The sequence below is a fragment of the Paenibacillus sp. F024 genome, assembly GCF_057814255.1.
Window position 1 is genome coordinate 1 of the sequence record NZ_JBVASZ010000131.1, and the last position, 307, is coordinate 307.

The window sequence follows — 307 nt, forward strand, 5'->3', positions numbered from 1 at the left end:
TGTGCTCGCCAAAGACAGTCTAACTAACCTTGGCTCGTGGGAGAAAACCGGCATAAATTTACTGATGGTGTTCGCAGTGGCGATTCCTGCAGCGCAATACCCTTTTCAACGCTGGTTACTGGATTCAGTCGTTGCTCCAACGCCTGTCTCCGCAGTGATGCATGCGGGTATAGTGAATGCCGGTGGAATACTACTGACTCGAGTCGCACCGCTATTTAGCGGCGATTTAGCCCAAATCTTTTTGATCGTTCTTTCGGGTTTTTCCGTCTTACTGGGAACAGGAATGATTTTGGTCGAGGTTGACTAT

1 protein-coding gene is annotated in these 307 nt (G+C 48.9%); it reads left to right on the forward strand.

The genetic code is table 11. The features are described from left to right. Positions 1 to 307: proton-conducting transporter transmembrane domain-containing protein (locus ACZYR9_RS27680; protein ID WP_488981503.1), on the forward strand; the 307-nt coding region annotated here is incomplete at both ends.